This is a genomic window from Schleiferilactobacillus harbinensis, from assembly GCF_008694105.1.
GTDB classification, from domain to species: Bacteria; Bacillota; Bacilli; order Lactobacillales; family Lactobacillaceae; genus Schleiferilactobacillus; species Schleiferilactobacillus harbinensis.
This window is the reverse complement of record NZ_CP041364.1, coordinates 2,311,765-2,335,527: the sequence shown is the minus strand read 5'-3', so window position 1 is coordinate 2,335,527 and position 23,763 is coordinate 2,311,765. Positions and strand designations below refer to the sequence as shown.

Below are 23,763 nucleotides of genomic sequence, written 5' to 3'. Positions count from 1 at the left end.
GTCGTTTTACGACATTTATCTGAAAGCGAATACAAATCTTCATTCCTCAGAATAGGGTATATCACGGAAAAGGTCAAAAAAAATTTCGGGACTGTTATAGATTGACTGTAAGCGCTTCGACTACACTGTAAAAGGATCGAAGGGAGGTCAATTATGGCAATGCAGGCAGTTCAAAACGATGGGGCACTACGTAAAGCAATGAAAAAGAAGCATCGCAAGACGATGCTGCGCAAGAGTTTACCGCTTTACGTGCTGCTATTACCATCTGCCATTCTATTACTGGTGTTTGCCTATGTCCCCTTATATGGACTTGTGATGGCGTTTCAAAACTATTCACCAGCGTTAGGGGTCTTTCGCAGCCCATTTGTTGGTTTTCAGAACTTTATTCAGTATTTCAACTCGTACCAGTTCGGCATCACGCTGCGTAACACGCTGTACATCAGTGTGTACAGTCTGGTCGTGAATACGCCTTTACCGGTGGCCCTCGCCATTATGTGTAATCAAATGCGGCGGGAAGGCTTCAAGAAGACGTTTCAGGTGATTTCGTATTTACCTCACTTCATTTCGACGATGGTGATGTGCGGGATGGTTCTGATTTTCTTATCACCGCAGACGGGCTTAGTAGCTAACCTGTTCCACTTGTTTGGGGCTAAATTACCGGACCTGATGTCAGACAGTGGGGCCTTTGCCCATGTCTATGTATGGAGTGATGTGTGGCAGAACCTTGGCTGGAACAGCATCATTTATATCGCAGCGCTCTCAGGAATTGATCCGACTTACTACGAAGCAGCCACGATGGATGGGGCGACAACATGGGAAAAAATCCGTAACATTGATTTACCCATGCTCATGCCGACCATCATGATTCTGCTCATTATGAGTGTCGGTAATCTGCTCAATGTTGGCTTTGAAAAGGTGTTATTGCTGCAGAACCCTTTGAATTTAGCGGGGAGCGAGATCATATCCACTTACGTCTATAAGATTGGGTTGCAGAATTTCCAATACAGTTTATCGACTGCTATTGGATTGTTCAACACCGTGATCAATATCATCTTGCTGCTGGGTGTGAACTGGATTTCGAAGAAAACGACCGATACTGGGTTGTTCTAGAGAGAGGAGGAAGCAGAATTGGAGCTTACCAAGCAAAAGCCAAAGCGGCGCACGCAGCATGTGACGCACATTGCCCGATCAGGTAAAGACAGAGCCTTTGACATCGTCAATTACGGGTTTGCCATTCTCTTGATTTTAGCTATCATCTATCCGCTTTGGTTCATTATCATCGCTTCGTTCAGCAATCCTTCCGATGTGGCAACTGGTCAGGTGTGGTTCTGGCCTAAGCATTGGTCGTTGAAAGGGTACGAAGCGCTGTTCAACCAGCCGATCATTTGGCGCAGCTATCTCAATACCATTCTTTATACAGGAATTGGCACGCTGTTCGCTTTATTGGTTAATATTCCTGCGGGCTATGCACTGTCCCGAGATGATTTGCTGGGTCGGAAATGGATCAATCTGGCCTACGTGATTCCCATGTTTATCAGCGGCGGGCTGGTACCAGTTTATTTGACTGTTAAAGGGGTCGGGCTGCTCAACTCATTCTGGGTGATGATCATTCCCTTCGCGGTATCGCCATACAACATTATCGTTGCGCGGACGTTCTTCAAACAAACGATTCCGGCCAGTTTATGGGAAGCGGCTCAAGTTGACGGTTCGGGTACATTCCGATATTTCTTTCAGATAGTCATTCCGTTATCCAAAGCCGTACTGGCGGTGGTGGGGTTATGGACGGCCGTCGGTATCTGGAATCAATGGTTCAATGCGTTGATTTACTTGCAGGATCAGAACCTGCAACCATTGCAGTTGATTTTGCGCCGAATCTTGATTACTAATCAGCAATTGGCAGGGAACACGACAGGCCAATTGGCGGCGGAGCTGCAACAACTGGCCGATATGATGAAGTATGCATCAATCGTGATTTCGACCCTGCCGATTATGGCGTTGTATCCATTTTTACAGAAGTATTTCAACCAAGGTGTCATGCTTGGTTCAGTCAAAGGTTAACCAATTGAGGAGGAAAAACAATGTTTGGCAAGAAGAAAATGTTTCAGTTGGGGACAGTCATGCTGGCGTCTGCTGTGCTGCTGGCCGGTTGCGGCACCGGCAGCAGTTCGTCAAATGCCGATGACAGTAAGAACACGTCCTTCCGGATCGCAACGGTGCGCTGGTCGGATTGGGGCAAAGCGTTCTTGAAAGGGTTTGTCGCTAAGAGCGAAAAGCAAGCCGGAATCAAGGTCAAGTGGGATGTATACGTCAACTCAGATTGGGGAGACAAAAAGTCTGTTGTGATGTCCGGCGGCGATTTACCTGACGCATTCTGGGGATCAATTGCCTTATCGGATGCCGAAATTGCCAAGAACCAAGACAGTTTCATCCCTTTGGAAAAGTATATCAAGGACATGCCGAATTTACAGAAGGCCTTCAAGCAAGATCCTAAGTTGAAGGCGATGGTTACCTCCCCGGATGGGCATATTTACTCCTTACCCAAGAAAACACCGATGCGGCCGTTAATTGCCAACCAGCTGTTCATCAACAAGACTTGGTTGGACAAACTCGGCTTGAAGATGCCGGACACTTACGATGAATTCATCCAAGTTTTACAAGCTTTCAAAGATAAGGACCCCAATGGCAATGGTAAGAAGGATGAAATTCCTTATGGTGCTGGTAACGATGATTCCATTTTGAACTTCATTCAGCCCTTTGGTATTTTTTCGCCGAACGCGGCTGCTCAAAACATGGTGATGCAGGACGGCAAACCAGTCTTCCAGCCCACTTCACTACAATATAAAAAAGGATTGACCGCGATGGCCGATGCCTACAAGAAAGGGTTGATCGATCCGCAAATCTTCACGGAGGACACTTCCCAGGCACAGGCTAAAGTACAGGCCAAAACAGCGATTGTCGGGGTTGCCCCAGGTTGGACAGCGGATGCTGTATTTGGTGCCAATGCGGATCAATATGTTGCTTTGCCGCCATTGAGAGGACCGGATGGCAACCGATACATTAACTCTGATCCAGATCATCTGAACTACGCACGCAATGAGTTCTTGGTGACAAAGAATGCCAAGAACGTCAAGAAGCTGATGCAGTGGGTAGATAAGTTCTACACCGACGATGCCAGTATTCAGACGTATTACGGCTCATTCGGTATTGGGACAAAGAAACTGTCTGATGGCAAGATTCAAGTACTGACACCACCTAAGGGTCAATCCAGCGACATCTTCGCTTGGACGAATTCCTTCCGGGATTTTGGCCCGAAATACTCGCCGACCAGTTTCGACAAAGACGTGGTTCTGCCGAAGTCTAACGGCGACTACACCAAGTTAGCTTTGGACAAGGAATACCGGAAGTATGCCAAGCCGGCATTTCCGAACGTCACTTACACCCCGGAAGAGTTGCAGAAGATGTCTCAGCAATATACGGATATCAGCACTTATGTGACGCAACAATCCTCTAAGTGGGTCACTAAGGGCGGCGTTGATAGCTCTTGGGATGATTATGTAAGCAAGTTGAACCAAATGGGTCTGAAGGATTTCGTCAAGACTCAGGTGACTGCCTATAACCGTTACGAGAAACAGCTGAATAAATAGTCATTGTGCAAGACAGACGGGGAGCGGCAAGCAATGGCTGCTCCCTTTTGTTGATGAGGAGGAGAAACCCATGTCTGATCTGTTCAAGTATGGCAGTCCATTCATGCAGAAATTGGAACTGATCACCAATTATCTGCTGCTCAATTTGCTAATGCTGATCAGCGCGTTGCCCATCATCACTTTGGGAACAACATTGATCACCGGCGTGGAACTCAGCCGCAAGATGCTGGACAAGCAAGCGGTGAAAGTATGGCGAGATTACTGGACGCTATTCAAGACCAACAGTATAAGCGGCTTGTTCTTGGGCATCCAGATACTGGCGATTGGTGGATTGCTGGTAGTCGATTGGTTATTCGTTAATCGCCTGCCAATTGTTGTGCGGCTTCTTGTGGTTGTACTGCTGTTTATCCTCTCTGTTGGGGCAGTACTGCTTTGTACCACGGTAATTCCCTATGCGGCGCGATATAACGACTCGTTCCGGCATGTTTGGAAGAATGCTTTGCTGATCAGTATTCAAAAATTCCCGTGGGTTATATTGGCCAGCATTCTCTTGGCCTTACCTTTGATTTTCTTGATGGCGGGAGTTCCCGGTTTTGTCACGGCCATTTATTGGCTGACTTTCATTGGCTTTGGTGCTTATGCATTTGGCACAGCCTTGATCTTTCGACATGTGTTTAATCAACTAGAAACACGAACGGAGGTTCCACTATAATGACGTTCGATAACCTGACGGGACAATTATTTTGGCCAACGCCGCTAAAGGACTGGCGGATTGAAGAACATGGCTTTCAACCGGAGGCAGTAATCAAAAATGGCAATAAATTTCTAACAGCTAATGGCTATATGGGTTATCGCGGCACGTTGGAAGAAAATGGCGCAGTTGAGTTAGCGGCAGTTAACCTGAGCGGCGTTTACGATCAGCGCGGTACGGCTTGGCGTGAACCAGTGAATGCACCTAACCCATTTCATGTTGTTACTCGAGTCGCGCGGACAGGTGCTCGATCCATTACAGCATCCAATTAGTGACCATGAACAAGTTTTGGATATGGCGGCGGCGGTCCATCATCGGCGAACAACATTCTCGACTGGTAACACATTAGTGACCATCACGGCGAACCGTTTTTTGGATATGGCTCAGCCACAATTCATGTTTTTGGAGTATATCGTTCAAGTTAAACAGGCAACCGTGATTTCAGTTACTGCCGGAATTGACAAACAAATTTGGGATATCAATGGACCGCATCTAGTTGATTGCCAATCATGGCGAGAGGATTCCGTATTTGGTTACGGCGGCCAGACTGGAGAAAGTCAGCTGGCGGTGACTACGTTAAGCCGGATACTGGTCAACCAGGGAGAATGTAACGATATCGACAGGCCGGATCAAGTGGGCCAAACAATCGCCGTAACGGTAACCCCTGAACGACCGCTGTGCTTACTGATCGCGGCGGCCGTCACTACAGGACGAGAAACTGATGCCCCCATTGCGGCATTGGCAGACACGTTAGCCAGCTATACACCGGAGACAATTGGCCAAGAGTATACCCGTCATTGTCAAAAGCTGGCAGCATTGTGGCACACAAGCGACATTCAAATTGAAGGCCCCCAGCAGGACCAAGTGGCGCTGCGCTACAATATCCTGGCATTGATGATGATTGCCCCGTTGGCTGGCAGCCGGTTGTCCATTCCGGCACGCGGTTTATCCGGTCAAACGTATAAGGGCGCCGTGTTTTGGGATACCGAGTTGTTCATGACTCCGTTCTTCCTCGCCACCCAGCCGACGGTGGTCCATGATTTAGTGGCGTATCGGCTCAAGGGTTTGATTGGAGCGAAGAAAAAAGCGGTGGAATATGGCTATACCGGTGCATTTTATGCCTGGGAAAGCCAAGAAGATGGTTATGACGCCACTTCCGATTACAATGTCACCGATGTCTTTACCAATCGGCCAATGCGCACCTATTTCAAGGACAAGCAGATCCATATTTCGGGTGATGTGGCATTAGCAATTTGGCATGCCTTTCAGTGGCTGCAGGATCCAGCGATTCTGACCCAGGGCGGCGCAGAGGTCATTGTTGAATGTGCGCGCTTCTATGTATCCTATGCAACGGCGCGGTTGGACCGGCCTGAAGTTGCGTTCGCGGATGTCATTGGCCCCGATGAATATCACGAACGGGTAAACAACAATGCCTTCACTAATCGCGTGGCACTAGCAACGATTGAAGCGGCGTTGGCCGCCGTTGCGTATTTGCAAGAAAACAATGCAGAGTATTCGGCAAAGATAGCCCAACAGTGGCAGTTGACGGATTTGCTCCCGTTGTTTACAGAGACTGCAGCTCGGATTCGATTACAAACACCTAATGCAGCTGGTGTGATTTCGCAGTTTGATGGTTATTTAGCGTTAGCTGATGACTCGATTGATACGGTTCGAAGCAGATTGCTCAAGCCTAAGGAATATTGGGGTGGCGCTTACGGTGTGGCCAGTCAAACACAAGTCATTAAGCAAGCCGATGTCGTCATGATGCTGGCCGCTTTTCCAAATGATTTTTCGTCAGATATTGTGCGCGCTAATTGGCAGTATTATGAACCGCGGACGGAACATGGATCGTCATTGAGTTACAGCATGTATGGGCTGATTGCGGCGCAGTTGGGTATGACGGCGCCAGCATATGATTTCTTCCAGAAGACAGCAGCAATTGATCTCACTGGGGAAAGCAAGCAGTGGGCCGGTACGATTTATATCGGCGGCACTCATCCAGCAGCCAGTGGTGGTACGTGGCGTTTGGCGGTGGAAGGCTTTGCTGGTCTGCATGTTGAAAATGATCAGTTGGTTGCCACCCCGCACTTGCCCAGTCAGTGGCAGAAAATGGCCTTTCGAACGTACTACCAAGGTCACTGGTACCGAGTGAACGTCACTGCAGCCGGCGCGGTAGTGAGCATTGCAGATGATGAAAAGATAGGAGTGGACGACTAATGGCGAAAGTTGCCGATCAGTATTTTACAGTGGACCCCTGGCAGGTGCAGGAAGAAGGATTTGACCCGAACCATGCGCGCGTAGCGGAATCGATTTTTTCGATTGCCAATGAGTATTCTGGCGTCCGTGGTTATTTTGAGGAAGGATACAGCGGAGACCACTTGTTAGGCAGTTACTTCAACGGGGTTTACGAAAATAATCCGGAAGACCATTCCATTATTTATGCGGGCATCTCCCGCCAAGGCCATTTCATGGTGAACGCGACAGATTGGCTGTTTACCCGAATTAAGGTGGACGATGAACAACTGGATTTGGCTACCAGTGATGTGGATCGGTTCTCCCGGGTGCTTGATTTTCGCAACGGTGTATTAGAACGTCAATTTGTATGGCGCACCCGCACGGGTAAAGAACTGCAATGTACGTTTTCTCGCTTTGTGTCTATGACCGAAGCGGCGTCATGTTACCAGCGGATCACTTTAACCCCATTGAACTTTGCAGGTGAGATCAACATCACGAGCGGGCTGGATTTTGATACCCGGCACGGTAATTCAGAGAAGTCATTCTGGCGGATGACCAAGCAGGAAAACCAAGGCAACAGCTTTGCTGGATTGGGGCAAACGATTCACACGAATAAACGGATCTGTTCGCGCGCCACAATTCTTGGTTTGCCAGTCGAAGACGGCAAGCCAATCACTGACCGCAACCGGTTTGTTGGTACCCAATACAATGTCACCTGCGAAGCGGGCCAAACATTGGCGTTAACCAAGCTTGTAACCAACACGGTTGAGCGGGATCCAGCAGTCGCTGATGCCCAACTGTGGTCACAAAATGAAACGGCTCACGCTGCCCAGGTAGCGATGGGTTGGGATACGGCGTTAGCCAAACAAAAACAGTTTTGGCAAGCGTTTTGGGCTGCCCATGACATTGAGATTGACGGCGATCCCCAGAATCAACAAGGAATTCGCTACTGTATGTTTGAAATGGCCCAGACTTATCATGGTGAAGATCCGGCCAACAATATTGGGGCCAAGGGATTGACCGGTGAGGCATATGGCGGATTGGCGTTTTGGGATACAGAGACCATGTGTCTGCCTTTCTATCTGTTCAATGACATCCAAGCGGCTAAGAATCTATTGGAATTCCGTTACCGTACGCTGCCCCAGGCGAAGGAACGGGCTGAAATGGTGGATTGCCGCGGGGCCAGCTATCCAATTTCCACCATCAATGGTCATGAATCCACCGCCATGTGGCAGCATGCCAACACCCAGCTGCAACCCAGCACCGCCGTGGCTTATGCCATTTGGCATTATGGTCATCTGACGGAGGATCATGATTTCTTGTATACCCACGGCATCGAAATGCTGGTCGAAATTTCTCGCTTTCTTTATTCTCGCGGCGATTGGAGTCAAGTCACGCATCAATTCAGTTTCTATGGCGTGATGGGACCGGATGAGTTCCAGGTGATGGCAAATCATAACGCATATACCAATTATATGGCGCGTGAAACGTTCCGGTACACGATACAGTTATTGTCAGGAATGCGGGAGAATGTCCCTGCTTTAGCAGAACAGGTTGTCCAGAAGACAGGCGTGTCTGCGGACGAGTTGGCGGCATGGCAAAAAGCCAGCGACCATATGGTTTTCCTAGGCGATAACAACGGGATGATCGAACAACAGGCCGGTTTCTATGATTTACCCCATGTGGATATAGATCAGATCCCAGTAAGTGATTTTCCGTTGTACGATCACTGGTCTTATGACCGGCTGTTCCGCAATGACATGATCAAGCAGCCGGACGTTTTGATGTTACAGTTCCTATACAATCATCAATTTACCGAGCGGTCTAAGCGGCTTAATTATGAATATTACGAACCGCGCACGATTCATGAATCATCCCTGTCTCCATCGGTGCATTCTATTTTGGCTGAAGAGCTGCACAAATTTGACGATGCGTACAAGTTCTTCCAATTTGCGACGCGCATGGACTTGGACAACTACAATCGCAATACCCGGGATGGACTGCATACCACCTCCATTGCTGCTGCGTGGCTGAATATTGTTTATGGCTTTGGCGGTTTGCGCAGTGATGGGCCGACGTTGACTTTAGCACCAAGTATCCCGAAGCAATGGCACCAGTATTCTTTCAAAATCACTTATCGGCGAGCTAATATTACCGTACAAGTGTCGCCAGATAGCGTCTTGCTTTCCGCTAGTCAGGACATTGCGTTGCAGGTGTATCAGCAACCGATGGTGATCAATCAAACACCGCAACGAGTGGAAATTCCAAAGCAATGGCGGACACCCGCAACTGTGCCCGCCATGTAGCTCACTATTAGCTTTTTGCAGCCGTCATCAGGTTATCCTGGTGGCGGTTGTTGTGGTTTCTAGGGGCTGCTTCTTCGTGGCAGACTCCCCGAACTGCCCGATGCCACCCCGTCAACAAATTCTGGCGCTGATCATCATCAATGGCATTTTGGTAATGGTGATAGTTCAACACGGTATTCAGCTTCAGCTGACCATACACCGTCAAGGCCCGGCCGGCGCAGTAAGCCACGCCGAAAGCACTCAACTCTTCGATGTCCGGCACCGACACGGTGACATTGGCAATGTTGCTTAGAAATTGCATCAAATAGCTGTTCGCCGTGACCCCGCCGTCAACTTTGAGCGTTGTCGCCGGCTGCCCCGCCTTTTGGTCGATTGCCGCCAGGATATCACTAATTTGGTAAGCAATCGAATCCAGGGCGGCGCGGATAATTTCTGCCCGGCCGGTGGTACGGGTCATCCCCGTCAGTGTCGCCGTTGCCGTGGCATCCCAGTAGGGCGCGCCGAGACCGGAAAAGGCCGGGATGAGATAGGTCTGATCCGCCGCGACTGCTTGGCGGGCCAGCGGTTCAGCCTCGGCCGCCGACTGAATGAGCTGGACATCCTCGGTCAGCCATTTGATGACGGCCCCAGCATAGTTGATATTGCCCTCGGCGACGTAGGCGGTCCGCCCGTTGATGCGCCAACCGATCGAGGCCACGACATCAGCCGATTGGATGGGCTGGTCGCCGATGTTCATCATCACGGATGAACCCGTGCCGATTGTAGCCTTGACGTCGCCAGGCGCGGTGCAGCCGTGACCATACAAGGCTGCTTGCGAGTCGCCCAGCATACAGTGGATTGGGATGGGCTGGGGAAAAATCCCGTCGAAAGTGGTTTCGCCAAACAGGGCATTAGAAGAAACCACTGCCGCCAGCGCGTCCTGCGGGACACCGAAAAGCTGGCAGAGCTGCGCGTCCCAAGCCACCGTATGGATGTTGAGGAGTTGCGTGCGCGAGGCGTTGGAAGGCTCAGTCTTGAAAGCCTGGCCGCGGGTCAGGCGATACAGCAGCCAGGAATCCATGGTGCCCAGGCATAGGTTGCCGGTATCCGCTGCTTGTTTGACCGCTGGGACGTTTTGCAGCAGCCAGGCAAACTTAGCAGCGGTGAAATAGGGCGACAACGGCAGCCCGGTTTTGGCTTTGATCTTATCGGCGGCATCGGTTAGCTGGTCCGTGATCGCGGCCGCCCGGGCGTCCTGCCACACAATGGCATTGGCCAGGGAATTCCCGGTGTCCCGAGCCCAAGCCGCGGCGGTTTCCCGTTGCACAGAAATACCGACACCGGCAATATCCCGCACGGGGACGTGGCTGTGTTCGACCAGATCATTGATCAGCTGGATGACGTTGCCATAAATTTCATCCAAATCATGGCTGACCCAACCCTGGTCGTTGATCAGTTGGGTGTGGCTGCGCGCGTGTTTATAGACAATATTGCCAAGATCGTTGAACAGTATGGCTTTTGTCCCTTGGGTGCTCTGATCAAGCCCAATCATATAACTGACCATTATTGGTCACCTCATTCATTTTCTAAAAAACGGCCGCTGATTCCCAGCGACCGTCGCGTCCTGCTGATGTTAGTGAGTCAGCTGGCGGACAGTGCGGGCAGCAATATCGTCAGCATCGATCCCGTAGTAATTGAACACTTCGTCCTGGGTACCGGCAATGGCTGGCTCATCTGGGAAACCGATAATATCGACCTTGGTGTCGCCGCGCGGGGCCAGCGCCTCAGCCACAGCGGAACCCAAACCGCCATAAATCGAATGTTCTTCAATCGTCACGATCCGGTGAGTCTGGTCCGCTACCCGGTTGAGTAGGTCAGTGTCCAATGGCTTAATACTGACCAAGTCGATGACTTGGGCCCGAATTCCCTGTTGGGTGAGGATGGCCGCCGTATCCAGGGCAACTTGCACCGTCTCACCAGCCGCCACGAGGGCAATATCATTTCCGTGGTCAGCAATCACATTGCCCTGTCCAGGCCTTTGGAAGGCCGCGGCTTCACTGGTGTAAATATCCGCCAGTGCCCGCTTACCGATGCGCACGTAAGCCGGGTGCTCAGACTGCACCAGGTAGTGCATCAAGGCGCGGGCCTGGAACTGATCCGCCGGCATGTAGACCTCCAAATTCGGAATGGCCCGGGTGATCGCCAAGTCTTGCAGGGAATGGTGGGTATTACCTAAATAGCTATAGGAATTGCCCCCGGAGATGCCCATCAGTTTGACGTTCGTGTTGGAGTACGCCACGTCGTCCTTGACCTGTTCCACACTGCGCATGGTGAGGAAAGCAGCGGGGGAGAAGGCAAAGGGCCGCTTGCCGCTGTGGGCCAAACCGGCCGCAATGGTCACAGAGTTTTGTTCCGCAATGCCAATCTCAATCAGCTGGTCGGGCAAGGCTCGGGCAAAGGGATTGAGCGACGCTGACCCGCGGGAATCGGTGGTTAAGGCGAGAATGTTCCGATCTTTTTTGGCGGCGGCAATTAATTCAGTACAAATGATGTCGCCGACTTTCGCACTATTTGGCATGGACGAGCCCTCCAATCTGTTCATCTAATTCGGCTAAGCCTTGCTGATATTGTTCGGGAGTCGGAATTTTGTGGTGCCATTCCGGCCGATTTTCAGCAAAACTGATGCCCTTGCCCTTGATCGTATCGGCCAGGATCAGCTTGGGCCGCCCCGGGGTATTGCGGGTTTGCAGCGTATCCACGAGCTGACGCATGTCGTTGCCGTCGATTTCAACGACGTCGAAGCCAAAGGCGCGATATTTGTCGGCCAGCGGTTCGCTATTCATCACATTGACAGTCGGGCCGCTAATCTGCAGACGATTATGGTCGATGATGGCGGTGAGATTGTCCAGGTGGAAATTACCTGCCGCCATCGCCGCTTCCCAGACGGAGCCTTCCGCTTGTTCGCCGTCGCCCATCAGGGTATAGACGTGGTAATCTCTGCCGTCCAATTTACCGGCCTTGGCGATGCCAACACTCAGGGCCAAACCATGCCCCAGGGAGCCGGTATTCAACTCGATACCGTTGATATGATTCGTGGGATGACCGATATAGGGTGAATTAAATTGGGAATATGTCAATAAGTCTTCTTTTCCCGAATTGTCAAATTAAGTGCAACAGTGAAGACTCATCCATGTGAATTGGTTTAGGTAGTGGGCAGGGATTCCTCCAGGCCCAGGGGGGAGGCCTGGAGCGCCGCGATTGCGCTGCGGTATCCAAGGCACTTCCTTAACCGGTGGTTTAAGACATCTTGGCTCTTACGAATCTTCTCCTTAGAGACTTCCCATAGTGATTGACCCTTTGGAATGAATTCTCGAATCAAGCCGTTGGCATTCTCGTTACTGCCACGTTCACTGGGTGTATAGGGATGGCAGTAGTAGATCTTTGTTCCTCTGAGTTGGTCCAAGAGGGCGAACTCAGAACCGTTGTCGAAGGTGATGGAGTGGAATAGATAAGGATCATGTGTGTTCAGAACGTATTGCATGGCCTCTAAGCAAGTCCGGGCGTGATAGTTTGGGATCTTGTAGATCAGCTCATAACGTGTGACACGTTCTGTCAGGGTGAGTAATGCTGGTTGGTCGGCAGAACGCTTCCCCTTCACCAGGTCGCCTTCCCAGTCACCAACAAACCAGCGGTTATTGATTTGTTTGGGCCGCTTGTCGATGGACGTTCCAGCGATGCGTTTATTCTTACGCGCATGACTACGGCCTGGCCTTTTCTCGCGACGCCGCAACTTCTCAGGCAGATCCATGTTGGTCACTGACAACAGTCCGGCATCAATGTAGCGATACACGGTCGGCGTTGAGGGGCACGAACGATTAGGCCAGAGTTGCTGGAACTGATGCACGTACCCATCAATACTTTGTTCACGATACGCATGCTTCTTGATCTGAGCGGTCAGCCAGTTAAAGAAGTAGGTACACTTCTCCAACATGCTCTTGGCGTGGGAATGGGTCTGTCGTTCTTCGTGTTGTCGTTGGGCAGCATCAAAGAAGTAATCCTTGTAGTAATGATAATTCGAATCCCGTTGCTGGACTCGGCCGCGCTTAAGCTCACGGCTTACCGTACTAGGGGAATGATGGATGATGTGTGCAATATCGCGAATGGAATATTCATGGGAGTGCCAAAGCGCATCAATTATTCCGCGCTCGCCCTCTGTGAGTTGAGTGTACGAGCCGAGACTGTTAGACTGATTGTGGGTCATGAAGGTCACCTTTCTTGGTAGTTTAGTCGCTTCAAGGATAGGTCTTCATGGCCTATTTTGTTAAATCAACCCGGTCGATTGGTCTAACTCAATCGGTGTTGCACTTCAATTTTAAATCCGGCTAAGTCTTCTTTTGGAAAATACCCGCGATCGGCCAGCACGCTATACAGGATTTCAACGGCGTGCCCTTTCGATTGCACATAGCGGTCTCGGTCAGGATCCGTAAATGATTCAGCGGTCTGATGCAGTACCTGGTAATAGAGGGCTACGAGAATGTCGGCACAGGACAGATCCGAGCCCGTGTGCCCATTTTGCGCCCGATAAATCATTTCCCAGGTGTTTTTACGCATCTCGGCTGCTTTGCGTTCCAGCGCTTGAATGTCCAAAGTAATGCCTCCTATTTCTTAATGATCGAAGTAATATCGCCGCGCAGGTACGCCTGAACGTCTTCTTAAATGGGATCGTAGAAATCCGGCTTTACGTTCAAGTACTTGCAGGCTTCATACAGTACCGGCACAACATCGTCTCGAACGGCCGCGATATGGTGAATGTATGGGCCGTAGACCAGTTTGGTCTCAAACCGATTCAGGTTGGCGAATTGCAGCCAGACGTAAGTGCCCTGCTCATAGGGCCCAGGGGTGGTCTCCGCGTTGCCCAGGAGGAGTGAATACTCGCCGTGATCGCCGTCAAAGCGGCATAAGGTGTAGTGACCATCCTGGGCTTCGAAGCCGACCGAGCCGGGATAATCGAAGACAAAATGGGACTTGGGCAGAATCGGCTTGTTCTTGACAGTTGAAAAAGGAAAGACGCCTAAGTGCTGCAGCAACTCACCATTCGGATTTTCGGGGTGGCGGCAGTTCACATCAGCAAAGATGGCGCGGTGCTCGCCCATGGTGGCGGCTTCAACTAAGAGTTCAGAGATCACGCCGTGAATATCTGTTTCACAGGTAACCGGCATCCCTTCATCTTGCAGAAGCGATTCTGAAGCGTAGGGCAGAATGCCAATTTCATCCTGAAGGGCTGTCCAGCACTGGATTGCGCCGGCGTTGCAGCCGTATTGAACCATTTTGCGCTTCAAGGCGACTTTCAAGGCCGCTACCATATTCAGATCTTTATCGGCAATCTGCACGTCAGCGATCTCCCGTAGATACGCCACAGTCTTGGCAATCTCCGGATCTTTTTTGTCCTGCAAGTCATGAATCTCATCGACTAATTCCGGCAGTGGAATGGGGGAGAGAGAAATGTTGAACTTCTCTAGCAGTTCACCCTCGTTCACCATCGTGGACCAAAAATCGAACGGCCGCGGGCCGACTTGCAGGATGCGAGTCTCCTTGAAGGTCTTGACGATGTTGCAGACCTTGAGAAAATCTTCAACGCCGCGGGTGAATTCTGGATCGTCGATATCGACATTGACTAGGTAAGTAAAAGGTACGTTGAAACGCCGCAACACTTTACCAATGGCAAACAGGCCGCATTGAGTATCTCGCAATCGGGAACCGTCGGCGGCGGGTGCTTCATCTTTAGGCCCCCATAGCAGTACTGGCACATTAAACTGTTTGGCTAAACGGGCACACTCAAATTCAGTACCAAAGTTTTCGTTGGCCAGGAATAAGCCATCAATATGTGCGGCTTGGAATTTGGCCGCAATTTTATGCATGCCGTCATCATCGTACAGCAGGCCGTCTGCGTTCACGTCTTTGATGTCGACGTAGTTTACCTTCAGTTCATCGAGTTTGGCGCGGGTTTTATCAGCGTATTCAATGGCCGCATCGGCGGAGAAAATGTTCCGGCGCGTTGGTGCAAAGCCAATTTTAATTTGATCGGTCATAAAGTGGTGCCTCCTAAACTTGATTTCTAGTTTACAAAACTGATAGTATTTGTTTAGAAAAGTAAAGGCAACTGTTTTAGTAAGACCGAGTCTAGTTTAGGACTAATTCAGCACATGCCTGAATTTAGGAGATGGACGATCATGGCATTGAAGATGAGTGATATTGCGGAAATGGCCGGCGTGTCAAAGACGGCTGTTTCGTTGGCCTTAAACGGCCGGGATGGGATCAGTAAAGAAACTCGGGAGAAAATTATGGCGGTGGTGAAAGAAGCCGGCTATACCCGCCAACGGAAACGGCGGACGCCGTCGAAGCGACTACTGGGGGCGGTGACTTTTCTGGTGGTGACCACACCAGCAGTGGTTCGGGATAACTACCGAGCACTGCCGTTTTTCAGTAGCTTGATTTCGTCGTTATCGGCGAATGTCGCGGAGTTCGGCGGCACTTTAAATACAGTGACCATTGATGCCACACACTTGCGCGAAGGGCTGCAGCAGCTAGATAGTGAAGACCAACTAGGCGGAACCATGGTTCTGGCGACAGACTTGAAGGCGGACCAAGTGCAACTGATTCAGCAGCAGATGCGCCACGTCGTATTTTTGGATACCTACTATGAAGACATCACCGCGGACTTTGTCACCATGGATAACTATCAAGGCGGCGGGATCGCTGCGCAGCACATCTTGGATAAAGGTTATACAGACATCGGCTACTTTGCTTCTGACAAGATGATTTCTAACTTTTCCGGCCGCCGGCAAGGCTTCCGCAATACGCTGGCTAAACAAGGGCTGCGCGTGAGTAATGACCATTTTTATTTTATTTCCCCGACCGAGTCTGATCCCAAAGGATTGGATATGGAGAGGCTTGGCGAAAGTCTGCCGGAGGCTATTTTTTGCGAGGACGACTACATTGCCCTCCGCTTGTTAAAAGCCGCTCAGGCAGCGGGGATGCGGGTGCCGGAAGATTTGGCCATTATGGGGTTTGACGATATTTATGAAGATACTTTGGTAACGCCGGAATTGACGACAATTCATGTACCAGTGGAGCAGATGGCGAATCAAGCTACTTACCAATTACAGAAGCAGATTTCGGCAACCCAGTGGAATCCACAGAAGGTGCTGGTATCGACGCGACTGGTAAAACGGAATTCACTATAAATATTTCATCTAGTTTATGTTTAGTTCAGTGAATTAGTATTGACGAGTTCAGAAATCTCTTCTAACATTGAATTTGTTGAAAGCGGAAACACATAGTTAATCAATTGAGGAGGTTCCACAATGAGTGATTCAAAACCCGTCGTTAATAAAACGCTCTTGAAGGTTGGGATCCTGGCCACATCGCTGATGCTTCAGGCAGCGAGTGCAATTTCTGTCGCAGTGACCGGTATGACCAAAGCGTTTGATGGCCAAAGCACCACGTCAATTCAGGCGTTGGTGACGATTCCATCATTCTCCATTATGCTTTTTGTCCTGGCCAGTACTTGGATCGTTAAGCTGATTGGCAAGCGCAATACTGTCGTACTTGGTCTTGCCTTGGCCCTGATCGGTGGTGTTGGGCCGGCATTCGTCGATAACTTTACAGTAATTGAAGTGTTGCGGTTCCTGTTTGGTGCAGGTACCGGGATCTATACGTCGTTGGCCGTCAGCTTGATCGGTGATTTCTTCAGCGGTGATGAACAGCGCAATCTGCTGGGCTTGCAATCGGCTATTTCTTCCTTAGGTTCCAGTTTGTCGACTTTCGTCGCCGGCTTGCTAGTGGGTATTAGCTGGCAGAGCACGTACTTGGTTTATTTCGTTCTGTTACCCGTTATCATCATCTTCTTGATTGGTTACCCGCGTCAGCCGAAGACGTCCGCACCGCAAGCAACTGCTGAGACCAAGGGCGGTAAAACCGGCAGTAAGAAAATTTCAATCTATGTTTTGGCCGGCATGCTGATTCTGTTTGTTTATTTCAACGCCATGATGGCGCTGTATACCAACTCGGGGCTGGCTTTGCAAGAAATGCACATGGCCAACCAAAATATGCTAGGTACTTCGCTAGCAGTTGCCGGGATTATCGGCAGTCTGATTACGATGCTCTATGGCCCAATTTATCGAGTACTTAAGCACGTCACCCCCATCGTATTCTGCGGTATCGGTGTTGTTGGGTTCTTCTGGATGAGCCATGCGACCAGCATGCTGTTTTTCACCATTGCCGCAGTTATGGTATCATCCACGGCAATCTTGATTCCTTATGTTTACGGTACTGTGATGGATAGTGTGCCGGATTCTACTAAGAACTTCGCTATTTCGTTGGCTATGGTCTTGAATAACTTAGGCGCGTCGTTCTCGCCGTATACTCTGTCGTTCTTGGGTAAGACATTCCAGATGACCAGTTATTCCGACTCGTTTGTAATTTGTGCGGTCATCATGATTCTGTTAGCGGTGGCCTTTGGTGTTATGCTGCTGAGCCGTAATCGGGTGGCTGCGGCTTCTCAATCGAAAGCTTAAAAGGAGAAAATGAATATGAAAACTGTTGAACAATGGCGGCCGTACGAGTTGACCCTTACCGGGCCGACGGAGGGCAATCCATTTACTGATGTTGACTTGCAGGCTGAATTCAGTCACCAAGAGCGAACGATCACCGTTCATGGTTTCTACGACGGCAACGGGCAGTACAAGGTACGTTACATGCCGCAAATGGTAGGCACTTGGCAAGTTCGGACGATTGCCAATGTCGCTGAGTTGGATAATCAGACGGACACCTTTGAATGTGTCGCAGCCGCTGGCGACAACCACGGTCCGGTAGTGGTACAAGGAAAAACACATTTTGCCTATGCCGATGGCACGCCGTATATGCCATTTGGTACCACAGCCTATGCGTGGGCCTTCCAGAAAAAAGAATGGCAAGAGCAAACCATTCAAACGTTGAAGGAAAACAAGTTTAACAAGATTCGCATGACTGTCTTTCCCAAGTATTACAACTACAATACGACCCAACCGGCGCTCTACCCTTATGCCGGCCAGCCCAAGAAGGTTTCGGACACGTTCGATATTGATTCCTGGAACGTGAAGCCAGAAGATATTGGTTTTGACTTTTCCCGCTTCATTCCCGAGTATTTCCAAGCACTGGAGAAGCATCTTCAAGAATTAGATGATCTCGGCGTCCAAGCCGACTTGAGCCTCTTCCATCCCTATGACAGCTGGGGCTTTGCCCGCATGGGAGAGAAATTCAACAAACTCTATTTGCGCTATGTTATTGCCCGTTTTGCGAGTCTGAAGAATGTCTGGTGGTCACTTGCTAATGAATATGACCTCATGGCGCTGGTCGGTCAGATTCCATTGACTGCTTGGGATGGCATTGGTCAATTTGTCTATCAAGAGGATCCCAGTGCACATCTGCTGTCAATTCACAATTTTTACGATCCGCCGCAGCACAAGGGCACTCGGAACAATTGGTATGATTATTCTAAGCCTTGGATCACACATGTCAGTGTGCAAACGGACAATCTGTATTTTGTTCCCCAGTGGGCAGTGGATTACCAGAAACCTATCGTGATTGACGAATGCCGCTACGAAGGCAATATTGAGTTCGGCTGGGGTGATAATTCAGCGGAGGGTATGATGGATAGTTTCTACCGTGTCGTCCTGCGCGGCGGGTATGCCACCCATGGTGAAACTTATATTGATCGGCCAAATACGACCCAGTCCATTTGGTGGGCGCATGGCGGGGTCCTGCGAGGCCAAAGCCATTTGCGGATTAACTTCTTCAAACAATTATTGGATGACAACCATTTTGACTATGTTAAGCCAATGGCTACAGAGGGTCCGCATTGGGAGCTTGCTGTGGGTGAGTCGGCAGATGAGCAGCATGTTTTAGCTTATCTGGGGGACAACCAACCGGAATTCGAGATCTTCGACTTTCTTCCTGCCGGCAAGGAATATACCGCCCAACTTGTTGATGCGTGGCACATGACAATTAAAACGCTTCCTGGGATAATCGACAGTGGAACGATGTTTAAGCTGCCGCGCGGCAAGTATCAAGCCGTGCTGCTCACGCTTAAAAAATGAGCCAGTGAAAGGGAGATCAAGCATGGCGACGCGTTATCTCAGTATCGATATTGGCGGTACGAACATTAAATATGCCCTAATGGACGGGGCAGGAAAAATTCTAGAAAAAGGTACTGAACCGACTCCTAACGGTGGCTTGCTCCAGTTCATGGCCATGCTAACAGAAGTGGTTAACCGCTACGCTGATCAGATCAAAGGAGTCGCCGTTGCGGCCCCTGGGAAGGTTGGTGTCGATCACGGGACGATTCACTTCGGCGGGGCACTGCCATTCTTAGATGGACTCGATTTACGTAAGGCCTTGGCAGGAGTGTTCGACGGACCAATTGTCGTGGAAAATGATGGGAAAGCAGCTGCTCTGGCCGAACTCTGGTTGGGCAATCTGAAGGGCATTCAGAACGGTGCGGCTATTGTTCTCGGCACTGGGATTGGTGGCGGGGTGATTCTGGATGGCCGATTGCTATACGGCAGTCACCAACAAGCCGGCGAGTTCAGTTTTATGTCGAGCCACTACGACGAACCTCAATTCATCAAAGCAGCGGCCGGCAGTACTGGCTCGGCCGTACGCATGGTGCGCACGATTGGAACGGTAGCGCAGCTCGCTGATCCGGGGGATGGCCACGCAGTCTTTGAATTGGTCAACGCGCAAAAAGAACCGGCCTGGACGATCTTCAAAGAGTTTGCCCAACGTATTGCTGCACTGATTCTGAGCATTCAAGCCGTTGTTGATGTAGACCGCTATGTGATTGGTGGCGGCATCAGCGCCCAGCCTATTGTGGTGACGCAAATCAATCAGGCTTACTCGGATCTCTTGAAGGAGAATGAGATCATCGAGAAAACACTGACCCGGCCGGAGATCGTGACGGCAAAATTTCAAAATGATGCCAATCTTTTTGGCGCGCTATACAGCTACCTGCTGTTCATGGACAAATAACGTATCATTAGGAAACTGACTCAACACGCGCAAAATGGGCAGCCTCTCGCCGGAGACTGCCCATTTATTATCGGCTATTGAAAGTCTATAAGGTGACCTTTTCACCATTCACCGTAATCACAAACCGCTTCGTCGCAAAATCCGCCGCCAGCTTAGCCGTCCGACTGCCATCCCGATTACTCCGCGTAATCGTAATCTCATGGTCGCTCGGCGTCGCAACATCGATACTGCCCTCTAAATCAAAGGCATCTTCATTGTTCCGGAATACCAACAGATTCCGCAACTGCCGCACCACCGGCCGCGCCATTTCCTCATCGACTTCAGCCGCCGTGTAGTAATGCCGATTAATGTTCCGGCCTTCCTTAGTCTTCTCCAACAGGGCCAAATCATTCCGGCCCGCCAGCAAGCCGACGTAGTACACCTGGGGAATCCCCGGCGCAAACATCTGCACCGCCCGGGCCAGCAGATAGGCGGCATCGTCGTCGCCCAGCGCCGAGTAGTACGTGGTGTTGATCTGGTAAATGTCCAAGTTGTTGTACGCCGCGCTGGAATACTTCCGCTTCACGTTCGCGCCGACTTTGTACAACTCATTGGTCGTATCGTTCAGCTCGTCGTCCGTCAGCAGGTCCTTGGCATCCACCACACCTAAGCCGTCATGGGTATCCAGGGTGGTAAACTGCTTCATCGGCGAAATCTTCAGCCAATGAGCCAACCGTTGACTATCGCCGCGGTACAGACTGTGCAGCAGAATCATCGGCAAGGCGAAGTCGTAGCAATAATAGCCGTGCTCCGCTAGCTTATGAACGATAGTGTAATGCTCATGAATCTCTGGCAGCAGCGTCACGCCGTGGGGCGTCACGACATCCTGCAATTGCTGCAGTAAATCCCAAATCCCTGGTTCAACGAAGAAATCGGTGGTATCCAGCTGCTTCACCGCATAGGCAAACGCGTCCAGCCGGATGATAGTCATCCCGTGGCTGATCAAATTCTCCAGCGTATCCTTAAAGAACTGCTGGGTCGTTGCCGTGCGCACGTCCAGATCCATCTGCTCTTCGCCGAAGGTATTCCACACCTGGCCGGTGGTGCCATCCGCGAAGTGCACCGGGGCCACGGGTGCTTTGTCCTTCCGCTTATAGATCAGATCGATATCAGCCTGGGTCGGCCGGCCCGCGGGCCAAAACTTGTCCCAGTCCAGGAATAAGTCCCGCCATTGGGAATCATTGTGCTTAGCCACCCAATCTTGGAATTGGGGCGAGTGTTTAGAAATGTGATTGACCATAAAGTCGGTCATCAGCGCATAGTGCTCGGCCAGTTTTTCCACATCGGCCCAAGTGCCCAACCGCGGGTCCACCTCGTCATACCGAATCGGCGCGAAGCCCCGATCGCCAGACGACGGGAAGAAAGGCAGCAGGTGGACCATATCCACTGCATCGCGGAAATGCTTATCCAGCACGTTTTGCAGTTCGTGGATGTTGTCACCCATACTGTCCGCATACGTAATTAACATAACGCCATTTTTCATTACTTAATCCCTCGCCTTTCTCGCTCGTTGATACACTGCACCGCCATAAGGGGGCAGCTCGTCTGCTTGACCAAGGGCCGTCGTTTGCATCAGCCGCTGACCGTTAAAGTCGGCCACTGCCGCCGGCATCGCCGCTGTCCGGCCGCTGAGATTAACGACGATCAGGAATTCTTCAGCGGCGCCCACGCGGCGATACGCGAAGATCTGGTCATCGTCAATCAAGACGGGCTGGTAGTCACCGGTGATCAACGCTGCATGGCCGGCCCGCAAGGCAATTAATTGCTGATAGAAATGCCAGACCGAATTCGAATCCGCCATTTCGGCAGCCACGTTCACATCGACCGTGTTTTTATTCACCGGCAGCCATGGCCGGCCAGCCGTGAAGCCGCCAGTCGAAGTCCACTGCATAGGTGTCCGGGCATTGTCCCGGGAATGGTCGCTGACCGCTTGCAGCGCGGCAGTCGCCGTTTGGCCTTCGTGGAGACGGAAGGCATACTCCTGTTTCGCGGCTAAATCGTTCATCTGGTCGACGGACCGCCACGGATAGTTGGTCATCCCCAGTTCCTGGCCCTGATAGATGTACGGCGTGCCTTGCAGCAAGAAATACATCAGCGCGATGGCCTTCGCCGACCGGGTCCGGTAGTGCACCGGATCGCCATACACGTTGATTGCGCGGGGTAAATCGTGATTTTCCACGAACAGCGCGTTCCAGGCTTTGCCGGCCAACTGTTCTTGCCACTTCGTCAGTGCATGGGCCAGTTTCGGCACCGTTAAGGACGATGCACCATCGGATTCCCAAAAGTTAATATGGTCGCCAGTGAAAATCATGTTCATAAAACCCGTCTGGAAGTTCACCCAAGGCAAGGCCTCGGTTGGTGTCACTTCGCCTGCTTCGCCGACGGTCATGATCGGATACTCGCGGAAGATGTCCCGCAATTCTTTTAAGTAGTCAAAAAGTCCATGCACGTTGGTGTAGGCCTCGTCGCTCTGAGCCACATCCGCAAAGGTCTGCAGCTTTTTGATATGGCCAATGGCATCGATGCGGAAGCCGTCAATGCCCTGATCCAGCCACCAGCGGATCATCTTGTACACGGCCGCGCGCACTTTTGGATTTTCCCAATTCAAGTCCGGTTGGGCGGACGCGAAGGTGTGCATGTAATACTCATCAGTGGCAGCATTATAGGTCCAAGCCGGCCCTTTAAAAATACTCTGCCAATTATTCGGTACTTGGCCGTTTTTCCCTGGTTTCCAGATATACCAGTCGTGGTACGGATTGGTCCGGGAAGAACGGGCCTCCTGGAACCAATGATGCTGATCACTGGTATGGTTCACCACCAAATCGATGATCACCTTAATACCTGCCGCATGCAGCTTGGCGAACAACGCCAGCAGACTGGGCAGATCGCCGTAAGCGGGATCGACATTTTGATAGTCGCTGATATCGTACCCGTTATCCACGTTGGGGGAAGGGTAGAATGGGGAAAGCCAAACGAATCCCACACCAAGCTGTTTGAGATAGTCGACTTTCTGCTCAATACCGGCGATATCGCCGATGCCATCACTGTTGCTGTCTAAAAAACTCTTCGGGTAGATCTGGTAACCAACGGCTTCTTGCCACCACTGTGTCACTCGGGATTCCTTCTTTCTAGTAGATAATAACTCACGAGGGCGCTGAGACTGCCGCCCATCAGTAAAAATACGAAGCCCCACTTTAACTGGAACGTCAGGCCGAAGATTACCAGAACGGCGGCGGCACTGAGCAGGCTGCGGCCAATGGCCCAGTCACGCATTGGCGTGTGCCAGCCGCGCACCCACAAATTGAGGGTGGCTGCAAGAACGGTGACCAGGATGCCAAGAATAAGGGCCCTAGCAAAAACGATGTTCGCCAGCAAACGCCAGTAAAGCGGCAGGATCGTCATGACGGCGGCGCCAAGGAGATTAAAGCGCCAATGGGTTCGCAGCGCCGCACGCCAGTTTTGCCAAAATATCCGCCAGCGCAAGGGCTCTTTGTCCTGCCAAGCGTGAATATCTTGGAACATGGCCGCAGTGGTTGGCAATAGCAGGGCAAACGCCGCGGCGGCTGCTAACGGCGATATCAGCACCGCTTGGGGCACCGTCAGGAACACTTGCACCGCCAATAGCAGCCAGAACACACCACTGATGCTCAGCCAATGCAGGTTGATCAGGACCAGCTGAGCCAGCCAATCCAGAGCAATCATCAAGGTGCTATCGCGTTTCAGAAAAGACAACATGGGGAAG

Annotated in this window: 19 protein-coding genes and 1 pseudogene; 11 read left to right on the top strand and 9 right to left on the bottom strand. The window is 51.0% G+C overall.

Annotation, left to right across the window (positions count from 1 at the left end; genetic code table 11):
• Window positions 1-198 precede the first annotated feature (198 nt).
• The 7 genes from FMM01_RS11535 (at window position 199) to FMM01_RS11505 (ending at window position 8,936) form a co-directional block, all read left to right on the top strand.
• Complete coding sequence (locus FMM01_RS11535) at window positions 199-1,110, top strand: ABC transporter permease (RefSeq protein ID WP_150393281.1); 912 nt, start codon at window positions 199-201, stop codon at window positions 1,108-1,110.
• Between the two features lie 60 nt (window positions 1,111-1,170).
• Window positions 1,171-2,058, top strand: a complete 888-nt coding sequence (locus FMM01_RS11530; protein ID WP_035439917.1) for a carbohydrate ABC transporter permease — start codon at window positions 1,171-1,173, stop codon at window positions 2,056-2,058.
• A gap of 20 nt (window positions 2,059-2,078) precedes the next feature.
• Window positions 2,079-3,644 (top strand): type 2 periplasmic-binding domain-containing protein, encoded by a 1,566-nt coding sequence (locus FMM01_RS11525; protein WP_150392618.1) that lies wholly within the window; start codon window positions 2,079-2,081, stop codon window positions 3,642-3,644.
• Window positions 3,645-3,714: 70 nt separating this feature from the next.
• Entirely contained in the window at window positions 3,715-4,356 is a 642-nt protein-coding gene (locus FMM01_RS11520) for a DUF624 domain-containing protein (RefSeq protein ID WP_150392617.1), read from the top strand.
• Window positions 4,356-4,667, top strand: a complete 312-nt coding sequence (locus FMM01_RS16655; protein ID WP_150392616.1) for a hypothetical protein — start codon at window positions 4,356-4,358, stop codon at window positions 4,665-4,667. Before FMM01_RS11520 ends, FMM01_RS16655 begins: the two co-directional genes overlap by 1 nt.
• Complete coding sequence (locus tag FMM01_RS11510) at window positions 4,639-6,612, top strand: glycosyl hydrolase family 65 domain-containing protein (RefSeq protein WP_190973356.1); 1,974 nt, start codon at window positions 4,639-4,641, stop codon at window positions 6,610-6,612. Before FMM01_RS16655 ends, FMM01_RS11510 begins: the two co-directional genes overlap by 29 nt.
• Window positions 6,612-8,936 carry a glycoside hydrolase family 65 protein gene (locus FMM01_RS11505; RefSeq protein ID WP_150392614.1) on the top strand — a complete coding sequence of 775 codons (2,325 nt, stop codon included), beginning with the start codon at window positions 6,612-6,614 and terminating at the stop codon, window positions 8,934-8,936. The genes FMM01_RS11510 and FMM01_RS11505 overlap by 1 nt, the downstream gene beginning before the upstream one ends.
• A gap of 7 nt (window positions 8,937-8,943) precedes the next feature.
• Here the strand turns inward: FMM01_RS11505 and FMM01_RS11500 are convergent, their stop codons facing one another.
• The 6 genes and pseudogenes from FMM01_RS11500 to FMM01_RS11475 form a co-directional block, all read right to left on the bottom strand.
• A complete protein-coding gene (locus FMM01_RS11500; RefSeq protein WP_150392613.1) occupies window positions 8,944-10,479 on the bottom strand; it encodes an FGGY-family carbohydrate kinase in 1,536 nt (511 codons plus the stop codon).
• Between the two features lie 69 nt (window positions 10,480-10,548).
• A complete protein-coding gene (locus FMM01_RS11495; protein WP_027827847.1) occupies window positions 10,549-11,493 on the bottom strand; it encodes a transketolase family protein in 945 nt (314 codons plus the stop codon).
• Window positions 11,483-12,064: pseudogene (locus FMM01_RS11490) on the bottom strand (transketolase); the annotation flags it as partial. The pseudogene FMM01_RS11490 and the gene FMM01_RS11495, both read right to left, overlap by 11 nt.
• A 53-nt stretch (window positions 12,065-12,117) precedes the next feature.
• On the bottom strand, window positions 12,118-13,176 hold the full coding sequence (locus FMM01_RS11485) for an IS30 family transposase (protein ID WP_150391459.1): 1,059 nt from the start codon (window positions 13,174-13,176) through the stop codon (window positions 12,118-12,120).
• Window positions 13,177-13,259: 83 nt separating this feature from the next.
• On the bottom strand, window positions 13,260-13,562 hold the full coding sequence (locus tag FMM01_RS11480) for a hypothetical protein (RefSeq protein ID WP_150392612.1): 303 nt from the start codon (window positions 13,560-13,562) through the stop codon (window positions 13,260-13,262).
• 65 nt (window positions 13,563-13,627) lie between these two features.
• Window positions 13,628-15,004, bottom strand: coding sequence for an L-fucose/L-arabinose isomerase family protein (locus tag FMM01_RS11475; protein WP_150392611.1), 1,377 nt, complete (start codon window positions 15,002-15,004; stop codon window positions 13,628-13,630).
• Window positions 15,005-15,145: 141 nt separating this feature from the next.
• On the opposite strand from FMM01_RS11475, the gene FMM01_RS11470 reads away from it, so the two are divergent.
• The 4 genes from FMM01_RS11470 (at window position 15,146) to FMM01_RS11455 (ending at window position 19,982) form a co-directional block, all read left to right on the top strand.
• Window positions 15,146-16,159 carry a LacI family DNA-binding transcriptional regulator gene (locus FMM01_RS11470; protein WP_190973355.1) on the top strand — a complete coding sequence of 338 codons (1,014 nt, stop codon included), beginning with the start codon at window positions 15,146-15,148 and terminating at the stop codon, window positions 16,157-16,159.
• Between the two features lie 120 nt (window positions 16,160-16,279).
• Window positions 16,280-17,491, top strand: a complete 1,212-nt coding sequence (locus FMM01_RS11465; RefSeq protein ID WP_150392609.1) for an MFS transporter — start codon at window positions 16,280-16,282, stop codon at window positions 17,489-17,491.
• A 15-nt stretch (window positions 17,492-17,506) separates the two neighbouring features.
• Window positions 17,507-19,051 carry a DUF5060 domain-containing protein gene (locus FMM01_RS11460; protein ID WP_150392608.1) on the top strand — a complete coding sequence of 515 codons (1,545 nt, stop codon included), beginning with the start codon at window positions 17,507-17,509 and terminating at the stop codon, window positions 19,049-19,051.
• Between the two features lie 22 nt (window positions 19,052-19,073).
• Window positions 19,074-19,982 carry an ROK family protein gene (locus FMM01_RS11455; RefSeq protein ID WP_150392607.1) on the top strand — a complete coding sequence of 303 codons (909 nt, stop codon included), beginning with the start codon at window positions 19,074-19,076 and terminating at the stop codon, window positions 19,980-19,982.
• 85 nt (window positions 19,983-20,067) lie between these two features.
• Here the strand turns inward: FMM01_RS11455 and gtfA are convergent, their stop codons facing one another.
• Genes gtfA through FMM01_RS11440 form a run of 3 tightly spaced genes read right to left on the bottom strand, consistent with a single transcriptional unit; the run spans window position 20,068 to window position 23,756 of the window.
• On the bottom strand, window positions 20,068-21,504 hold the full coding sequence (gtfA, locus tag FMM01_RS11450; RefSeq protein WP_150392606.1) for a sucrose phosphorylase: 1,437 nt from the start codon (window positions 21,502-21,504) through the stop codon (window positions 20,068-20,070).
• Between the two features lie 3 nt (window positions 21,505-21,507).
• Entirely contained in the window at window positions 21,508-23,133 is a 1,626-nt protein-coding gene (locus FMM01_RS11445; RefSeq protein WP_150392605.1) for an alpha-glucosidase, read from the bottom strand.
• Complete coding sequence (locus FMM01_RS11440) at window positions 23,130-23,756, bottom strand: hypothetical protein (RefSeq protein WP_150392604.1); 627 nt, start codon at window positions 23,754-23,756, stop codon at window positions 23,130-23,132. The genes FMM01_RS11445 and FMM01_RS11440 overlap by 4 nt, the downstream gene beginning before the upstream one ends.
• Window positions 23,757-23,763 lie beyond the last annotated feature (7 nt).